A 7,515-nucleotide genomic window follows, 5' to 3' on the forward strand; every position below is an offset into this window, starting at 1 on the left:
CCCGCGCGATCAGCCCAGGCGGTGCGCCGGGTTCTGCTGCTGTTCCTGCTCGCGCATCTGCTGTTCCGGCTGCAGGCCCATCGCTGGCTGCTGCGGGGCGATGCCCAGCTTCTGCAGCGACTGTTCGGCCGGGGTCTGTGCGGCTTCGGCGGTGGGCAGCATGGCGCGCAGGTGGGCCGGGTTGGCCGGGTCGCCCTGCACCACGAAGATGTTGTGGCCGGCTGGATGTTGCGCGGTGGCGTTGCTGACCACCACGTGGTCGGCACGTTCCAGGCCCTGTTCGCGTGCCTTCACGGTGAGGCTGGCGGTCAAGTTCTCGCTGGTCGTGTCGAAGGCACGGCCGTGCTTCTCGTCCAGCGCCGCCACACCCTGGCGGATCTGCTGGTGGAGGTTGTATTCGGGATGGTCAGGGGTCATCGCTGTGCTCCGTGCGGCCGCGCGTGGGGCCCCAAGTGTAGAACGGGCGGCGGCTGCGCCGGAAATGCCTTTGTTGTTAGCCTGTAGGGCGGGGGACGCAGGGGATGGCGTCCGCAGTGACCATGAATGGACGAAGGCGGGTTGGGGGAATGGGGATGAAACAGAGGGGCAGGACGCTGGCGCCTTGGCTGGCGGCGGTGCTGATGGCCTGCAGCCAGAGCGTGGCGGCGCAGGACGCGGCGCAAGGCGTGCCGGTGGGTGATGCCGATCCGAGCTGTCCTTCACAGGATTTCGCACAGTTCCTGCGCTATTTCACTGATCTGGCCGATGACCGCGTGCGCGTGCGTTACACCAGCGATCCGCTGGAATACGAGGTACCGGCATACGGCGCCAGTGGCGAAGGCGAGGCCGTCACCGAACTGAGCCGGGAGGCGGGCCCTGGCCGCTTCAGGCGCCTGCGTGCGACCACGCTGCGGGCAGCCCCGTCCATCACGCCGCTGGCCGACGAGGGGCGGCAGGTGCGCTTGGGCGATGATGCGCAGGCCGAGCAGTACACCTTCGCGCGCCGCTATGGCTGCTGGATGCTGACCCGGGTAAGCCGTTCCTGGTAGCTGCCAACCTTGATTGGCACGAAATGGGCGCTTGCGCGCCATGCCAACCAAGGTTGGCATCTACCAAGGGCAACCTCTGCGCCGTCTGTGCACACCGTGTCACGGTAGAGGCCGATTCCCTCACAGCGGCTATCGGTGGGCCCGCCAAGAATAGGAGCCCCCTTCCCCACAGGAGCTGCCATGACCGCCCCCTCCGTCCGCCTGCACGTTGAAGATACCGGTGGCACCGGTCGCCCGGTCGTTCTCATTCACGGTTGGCCGCTGTCGGCCGAAGCGTGGAAGGCCCAGGTGCCGATCCTGCGTGATGCCGGCTACCGCGTGATCAGTTACGACCGGCGCGGGTTCGGCCGCTCCGACAAGCCCGCCGACGGCTACGAGTACGACACCCTGGCCGCCGATCTGGCGGCGGTGATCGAAGAGCGCGATCTGAAGGACGTCACTCTGGTCGGTTTCTCGATGGGTGGTGGCGAAGTAGCTCGCTACATCAGCAATCATGGCCAAGAGCGGTTGCACAGCGTGGTGTTCGCCTCGGCCGTGCCGCCGTATCTGTTGAAGAGCGACGATAATCCCGAGGGCCCGCTGACCCAGGACAAGGCCGACGAGATGAGCGGTGGCCTGGCAAAGGATCGGGAGGCATTCTTTGACAGCTTCACGCGTGATTTCTTCAGCGCCAACGGCAAGTTGAAGGTGACCGAGGATGAGCGCCAGGCTGCCATCGCCCTATGCCACCAGTCGGATCAGACAGCGGCGCTCGGCTGCATGAGGGCCTTCGCCACGACGGATTTCCGTGGTGATCTCAAGAAGGTCAGCGTGCCGACCCTGGTGCTGCATGGTGACAGCGACGCCACGGTTCCGTTCGAGGGCTCCGGCAAGCGTACGCATGAAGCCATCAACGGCAGCGAGCTGGTCGTGCTGAACGATGCGCCGCATGGCTGCAACACGAGCCACGCCGACGACTTCAATCTGGCGCTGCTGAACTTCCTCAAGAAGTAACGTCCCGAGTAGACCGACGGCATGGCTACCGTACGCACGCCCCCATGGAAGAAGCCCAACCCGAAGGGGCAGAAGAAGCAGCCCCTTTCGGATGCGCAGAAGGCCGCCGCGCGGCAACGCGCGGAGGAGAACGGGCGGCGCTACCCGAACCTGGTCGACAACATGTGGGCGGCGAAGCTGCCGCGCGGCTGAGCCATCACTCTGCCGCGCGCGCTGGCGCCAGCGCCTGCCAACCGGCTTCGCGCCAGGGCGCTACGTTGCGCTCGTGCATGTTGATTGTCGCCGGCGGCAGCGGCACGCAGTCCTGCAGGGCCTCGCGTAGTGCGTGGGCGTCCACCGGCTGCGCAGTGGCGATCTGCAGCACTTGCCCGCGCCGGCGCACCTGCGCTGGCAGCACGTCATGTACCTCGGTCATGCCCGCCGTGCGCGCCACGCGGTAGCGCATGGTGATTGGCCGTGCGGTCTGCTGCAGCACCGGCGCCCACGCCTGCAGCAGCGCGTCCTGCTGGGCGGCAGGTACCTGCACCTCGATGACGGTGGCCGGGTAGCCGCGCAGGCTTTCCACCATCACCTGGAAACGCGCGCCGTTGGGCATCAGCAGCGCGCAGGCCGCGACGCTGCCGATAAACACCGCGGTTGCCATGGCGACCCAGCTGCGCGGAATCTTTGGCTGCAGCCGTATGCTGCGCAGGTTGGGGCGGCGCCTGCGCAGGCGCCGGTAGCGGCGCTGCGCCGCAGGGCTGGGCAGCCGGCTGTGTTCGGGCAGCGGCACTTCACGCGGCGGTAGACGCGAAAGACGCGTGTTGATGACACGGGCGACCAGCCAGCCTATGCCCGCGGTCACCAGCAGTGGCAGGGCAATTCGCACGAACAGGTACAGCTCCAGCACTGGCGGCACTCCTGTGCACGTTTCCATGGGCCACTCATGATCGCGCATCCACCCGGCGATGTCGCATCTGCCTGCCGACAGCGCGGCGTGGCATCGCTAGGATGCGCAACCTTTGCCGGGATGCACTGCATGACGCCCATGACCGCCCGCCTCCGGCGCTTCTTTGGCGCGGGACTGACGCTGTTCCTGCTGCACGGCCTGGCGCTGGCATCGGTGGCGCTGGCAGTGGGCTACTTCCACCACCGCCTGGATCTGCTGCTGGAGCCCATCGAACTGCCGCTGCTGCTGTCCTGCGGTGGCGGCGATCCGCTGGCACGCATGCAGGCGGCCGAGCATCTGCTGGCGCGCGCCGGTGCGCTGGATGACTGGCAGCCGGTGTGCTGGGTGGTGGTGGGTGCACTGCTGTGCTCGCTGCTGGGTACGGTGGTGGTCAGCCTGCACTGGCTGCACCAGGTGCGGGGCCTGCACCGGCGCAGCGTCTGGGGGCTGCTGGGCCTGCATCTGCTGGCCAGTGCGCTGGCCGTGCTGCTGCTGCGCCTGTACGAGCAGGTGTGGGCGGGCCTGGTCAGCACGCTGCCGACGGTGTGCATGGCCGAGCCAACGGCGCTGCAGGCGGCGGCGATGCTGCCCGCGCACCGCACGCTGCCGCAGATGCTGTCCGATGCCGGTCTGCTGGTGCCGCAGGCGCCGGATGCGCTGGCCATCGTGCTGTGTGGCGTACTGCTGGCCGCGACGGTGATCGGCGTGTGGCTGTGGCGCGCGCTGCCGATGCCTGCGCCGGAGTAAGTACGTGGGTGGGCGCTGGCGTAACTGGCCCGTGTGCGTCACGCTATGCGGATGGAAAAGGATATTTCATTCGCACGGGCCAGCAAGTTCCTGAGCCTGGTACTGCGGCATGAACCGCAGAAGATCGGCCTGCCGTTGGATGCGCAGGGATGGGCTGACATCGACGACCTGCTGGCGAGGCTGCCCGCGCATGGCGTGCGGCTGGACCGCGATGCCCTGCAGCAGCTGGTGCAGGACAACGACAAGCAGCGCTTTGCGATCAGCGACGACGGCCAGCGCATCCGCGCCAGCCAGGGCCACTCGATCGCGGTGGACCTCGGCCTGACGGCGCTGGAACCGCCACCGTGGCTGTACCACGGCACCGTGCCGCGCTTCCTTGAAGCGATTGCCAGCGAGGGCCTGCGCCCGGGTGAGCGCCAGCATGTGCACTTGTCGCCGGACCGCGCCACCGCCTTCCAGGTGGGCTCGCGCCGCGGCACGCCGGTGATCCTCAGCGTGGATGCGGGGCGCATGCATGCCGATGGCCTCAGCTTCTACCAGTCGGCCAACGGTGTGTGGCTGACCGCGCACGTGCCGCCGCGCTATATCGCAGGTTGAAGCGGCGCCGGTCGAGGCGACTGGCTGCATCGGGCCACGCGCAGGTAGAGTGGCCGTTCCTGCCGGAACAAGGATCTGCCGATGCGTTCGTTGCTGCGTGCCGTGCCCCTGCTGCTGCTCTCGCTGGTAGCGCAGGCGGGTGAAGTGGACCGCCGTATTGCGGTGACCATCGATGACCTGCCGTGGGCGCGTCTGGACGAAATCGTGCCGGCCGACCTGCAGGCGCGCCACGAGGCGCTGATGGCGCAGCTGCACCAGGCCGGTGTGCCGGTGGTCGGCTTCGTCAACGGCAACAAGCTGGAAGTGGATGGCGTGGTGCAGCCGGCGCGCGTGCAGATGCTGCGCGACTGGCGCGATGCCGGCTATGAGCTGGGCAACCACACCTGGTCGCACATGGATCTGAACGCCAAGGGCGTGGCGGCCTTCCAGCAGGATTTCCTGCGCGGCGAGGAGGTGCTGAAGCCGCTGCTGGCCGAGCGTGGCCAGGTGCCACAATGGATGCGCCACCCGTACCTGCGCGCCGGCCGCACGCCGCAGGATCGCGCGGTGATGGACACGTTCTTCGCCGAGCACGGCTACCGCATTGCGCCGGTGACCGTCGACAACGGCGAGTGGGTGTGGGCCTTCGCTTACGCCAACGTGATGAACGAGCAGCCGGATTCACCCGATCGCGCGGCGACCCTGGCGCGCCTGCGCAAGGGCTATGTGCCGTACATGCTGAACAAACTGGACTACTACGAACAGCAGTCGCAGGCGCTGCTGGGCTACGCGCTGCCGCAGGTGTGGCTGATGCATGCCAATGAACTGAACGCGGCGACCTTCGCCGAGCTGGTGGCCGCGACCAAGCGGCGTGGCTACCGCTTTGTTCCGCTGGAAGAGGCCGTGCGCGACCCGGCGTATGCACGTGGTACCGAGGGCTATGACGGGCGCTACGGCCCCAGCTGGCTGCACCGCTGGGCGATGGCCGAGAAGAAACCGAAGGACTACTACGGTACTGAGCCGGTTGTGCCGCAGTGGGTGAAGACGCTGGCCAAGGTGGATTACGAGTAGGCCAGCGCGTGTGCGTCAGCGCTTGACGGCCAGCACGCCGTCCAGCGCCAGCTCGGCCTTGAAGCCGGCCTTTTCCAGGCGCTTGGCCACTTCGCGTGGCACGTCGCGGCCGCTGGTCAGCTTGTTCGGCGCGCCGGTGTAGTGGAACAGGCGGCCGCCCTTGCGGATGACGCGGGCCAGGTGATCGTAGAACGCCTGCGAGTACAGCTCACCGGCGATACCAAAGCGCGGCGGGTCGTGCAGGATGGCATCGACGCTGTTGCTGGCGAACTGTTCGATCTGCTGCGAGACATCGCCCTGGCCGAAGTGCAGGCGGCCACCGGCGGCAGCGGAGTCCGGATCGGGTGACCACGGGTTGAGCGTGCGCAGCCACATCACGTCGGCGTTCTTTTCGAACGAACGGATCTGGCCGACACCGGCCTCCAGCGCGCAGGCGGCGAAGTAGCCGAGGCCACCACAGGTATCGAGGATGGATTTGCCGGCCGGCGCAACCAGCTCGACCTTGCGGCGCGCGTCTTCAAACGGCGACAGCTTGGAGGTCGGCAGCATCTTGATGCCGTCGATCTCGAAGGTGGGCGCGCCCCATTCGGTGGGCACCAGCTTGATGAGCGAGCCGCTGAAGCGCGAGATCGAGGCGAAGTCCTCGCCGTCCCAGTAGTACAGCGTGCGGTCCTTCAGCTTGCCCGGCCACGGGTAGTGCTGGCCGCGGAAGCTGAAGCCTTCGGCATCCAGACCGACCGTTTCCTCGCTGCGGCCCAGATCGAGCGAGCCCTGCCAGTCGGCAGCGCCCTTGTCGTGCGCGCGGCGCAGAGCGTCAGCGCTGTCGCGGGTGAGCAGGGGGCCGGTGTAATGGGGCACGGCGGGTACCGGGGCTGGGCGGGGGAGGGCATGGTACCCGCTAGGGCGGGCGGCTGCAGCCGAAGCCATGGGTGGTGCCAGAGCCGGCCAGAAAGCTGACGCCGGTGGACGGCTCGCCGCCTTGTAGTGCGCAGGCCCGGCGATGCACGGCCTGGGTGGCTGGCGGCTGCCGCGAGTACTCATACAGCATGCTGCCGTCGTCCAGCAGCTGCCAGTGCACCGTGACCCGGGTGCGCTCCCCATCGTCGGTTTCCCACTCGATGGTGCGCAGTACCAGGGTGCGGCCATCGTCGGCCTGGCGTACCTCGTCATAGGCACCGGTGGTGGTGGCCGGCACCACGGTGAGCAGCAGCGAGAAGAGCATGGCGAGGCCCCCAAAGTGGCCAGCCTCGGATGTGCTGCGGCGCTACGCCATCAGGAAAGTTGCAGATCAGTCGCACTTCACCGCATACACCGGCCCGGCACCAATCAGCAGCAGGGCCATGTAGTCGCTGTCACTTGCCTTGGCCTTCAGCGAGGCCCCGCGCCGGGTGTGGAACAGTCCGAAGCCCCCTGCGCGGCGGAGGAGCGCGCTGTCGATCTGCTCGGCATCGTCGCGGAAGTAGCGGGCGATGTCGCTGCGGCTGGCCTGGCTGAGGGCGTTGGGTTCGCGCTGCCAGTGGCCGTCGCGCTCGAAGGACACGAAGTACTGGCTGCCTTCCTTGTCGATGCGGAACTCGGCGGGCTTGCGCGTGCTGGTGCTGAAGCAGCCCTGCAGGGGATCGGACGAGAACGGCAGCTGGGTGCCGCCGGAACAGGCGGCCAGCAGTACGCTTGCAGCAATCAGCACGACGGCCGGGACCGGGCGCAGCAGGACCATGGTGGTGTTCCGGCGGGGTGATGCTTCCAGTGTAGACACGGCCAGCGCATGGCCAGTGTCAACATGGCCAGCAGGCAGACCGGAGCGGACATGTCACAGAGCAGGGCACCGTTGTGCGGTGGCGCAAGCTGGCTGGGGTTGCCGGTCGGGTATGGCGTCCATGGGTGGATCACGCTGATGGGCGATGGGCGCGCGCTTGGCGTGGGGATGGGCTGCCTGGCGGCCGCCGTCGTGGGTCTGGGATTGGCCGTGGCCGCGCGGGCACGGGATGAGCGCTATGCGTGGCTGGGCATCGGCGGCGCGGTGGCAAGCGCACTGCCGTTGAAGCTTTATCTGCTGCAGATGCTGTTCAAGCTCTAGGCGACCGCTGTTGTAGAGCCGAGCCCATGCTCGGCTGCCTCTGCTTTTGTAGAGCCGAGCCTATGCTCGGCTGCTTTGGGCAGGAGCAGCCGAGC

Annotated in this window: 12 protein-coding genes; 7 read left to right on the top strand and 5 right to left on the bottom strand. The window is 67.7% G+C overall.

Features of this window, described 5'->3' with window-relative positions; translation table 11 throughout:
• Positions 1-9 precede the first annotated feature (9 nt).
• Complete coding sequence (locus tag DCO49_RS06670; protein ID WP_116863348.1) at positions 10-417, bottom strand: XVIPCD domain-containing protein; 408 nt, start codon at positions 415-417, stop codon at positions 10-12.
• A gap of 155 nt (positions 418-572) precedes the next feature.
• On the opposite strand from DCO49_RS06670, the gene DCO49_RS06675 reads away from it, so the two are divergent.
• The 3 genes from DCO49_RS06675 (at position 573) to DCO49_RS20305 (ending at position 2,213) form a co-directional block, all read left to right on the top strand.
• On the top strand, positions 573-1,028 hold the full coding sequence (locus tag DCO49_RS06675) for a hypothetical protein (RefSeq protein WP_116863349.1): 456 nt from the start codon (positions 573-575) through the stop codon (positions 1,026-1,028).
• Positions 1,029-1,208: 180 nt separating this feature from the next.
• Positions 1,209-2,021 (top strand): alpha/beta hydrolase, encoded by an 813-nt coding sequence (locus DCO49_RS06680; protein WP_116863350.1) that lies wholly within the window; start codon positions 1,209-1,211, stop codon positions 2,019-2,021.
• 21 nt (positions 2,022-2,042) lie between these two features.
• Positions 2,043-2,213 (top strand): hypothetical protein, encoded by a 171-nt coding sequence (locus DCO49_RS20305; RefSeq protein WP_165835693.1) that lies wholly within the window; start codon positions 2,043-2,045, stop codon positions 2,211-2,213.
• Positions 2,214-2,217: 4 nt separating this feature from the next.
• Here the strand turns inward: DCO49_RS20305 and DCO49_RS06685 are convergent, their stop codons facing one another.
• Complete coding sequence (locus DCO49_RS06685; RefSeq protein ID WP_116863351.1) at positions 2,218-2,910, bottom strand: hypothetical protein; 693 nt, start codon at positions 2,908-2,910, stop codon at positions 2,218-2,220.
• Between the two features lie 138 nt (positions 2,911-3,048).
• On the opposite strand from DCO49_RS06685, the gene DCO49_RS06690 reads away from it, so the two are divergent.
• The 3 genes from DCO49_RS06690 (at position 3,049) to DCO49_RS06700 (ending at position 5,343) form a co-directional block, all read left to right on the top strand.
• Positions 3,049-3,696: a hypothetical protein gene (locus DCO49_RS06690; protein ID WP_116863352.1), complete on the top strand. Its 648-nt coding sequence runs from the start codon at positions 3,049-3,051 to the stop codon at positions 3,694-3,696.
• Positions 3,697-3,747: 51 nt separating this feature from the next.
• On the top strand, positions 3,748-4,293 hold the full coding sequence (locus DCO49_RS06695) for an RNA 2'-phosphotransferase (RefSeq protein ID WP_207776469.1): 546 nt from the start codon (positions 3,748-3,750) through the stop codon (positions 4,291-4,293).
• An 81-nt stretch (positions 4,294-4,374) separates the two neighbouring features.
• Positions 4,375-5,343: a polysaccharide deacetylase family protein gene (locus DCO49_RS06700; RefSeq protein WP_116863354.1), complete on the top strand. Its 969-nt coding sequence runs from the start codon at positions 4,375-4,377 to the stop codon at positions 5,341-5,343.
• A 15-nt stretch (positions 5,344-5,358) separates the two neighbouring features.
• On the opposite strand, the gene DCO49_RS06705 is transcribed toward DCO49_RS06700, so the two are convergent.
• The 3 genes from DCO49_RS06705 to DCO49_RS06715 all read right to left on the bottom strand — a co-directional run bounded on the left by DCO49_RS06705 (position 5,359) and on the right by DCO49_RS06715 (position 7,060).
• Positions 5,359-6,201, bottom strand: a complete 843-nt coding sequence (locus DCO49_RS06705) for an MnmC family methyltransferase (protein ID WP_116863355.1) — start codon at positions 6,199-6,201, stop codon at positions 5,359-5,361.
• Positions 6,202-6,241: 40 nt separating this feature from the next.
• Positions 6,242-6,565 carry a hypothetical protein gene (locus DCO49_RS06710; RefSeq protein WP_116863356.1) on the bottom strand — a complete coding sequence of 108 codons (324 nt, stop codon included), beginning with the start codon at positions 6,563-6,565 and terminating at the stop codon, positions 6,242-6,244.
• A gap of 66 nt (positions 6,566-6,631) precedes the next feature.
• Complete coding sequence (locus DCO49_RS06715) at positions 6,632-7,060, bottom strand: hypothetical protein (protein ID WP_116863357.1); 429 nt, start codon at positions 7,058-7,060, stop codon at positions 6,632-6,634.
• 48 nt (positions 7,061-7,108) lie between these two features.
• On the opposite strand from DCO49_RS06715, the gene DCO49_RS06720 reads away from it, so the two are divergent.
• Positions 7,109-7,420, top strand: a complete 312-nt coding sequence (locus tag DCO49_RS06720) for a hypothetical protein (protein ID WP_243402682.1) — start codon at positions 7,109-7,111, stop codon at positions 7,418-7,420.
• Positions 7,421-7,515: the final 95 nt, after the last annotated feature.

It is taken from the genome of Stenotrophomonas sp. SPM, assembly GCF_003105135.1.
Lineage (GTDB): Bacteria > Pseudomonadota > Gammaproteobacteria > Xanthomonadales > Xanthomonadaceae > Stenotrophomonas.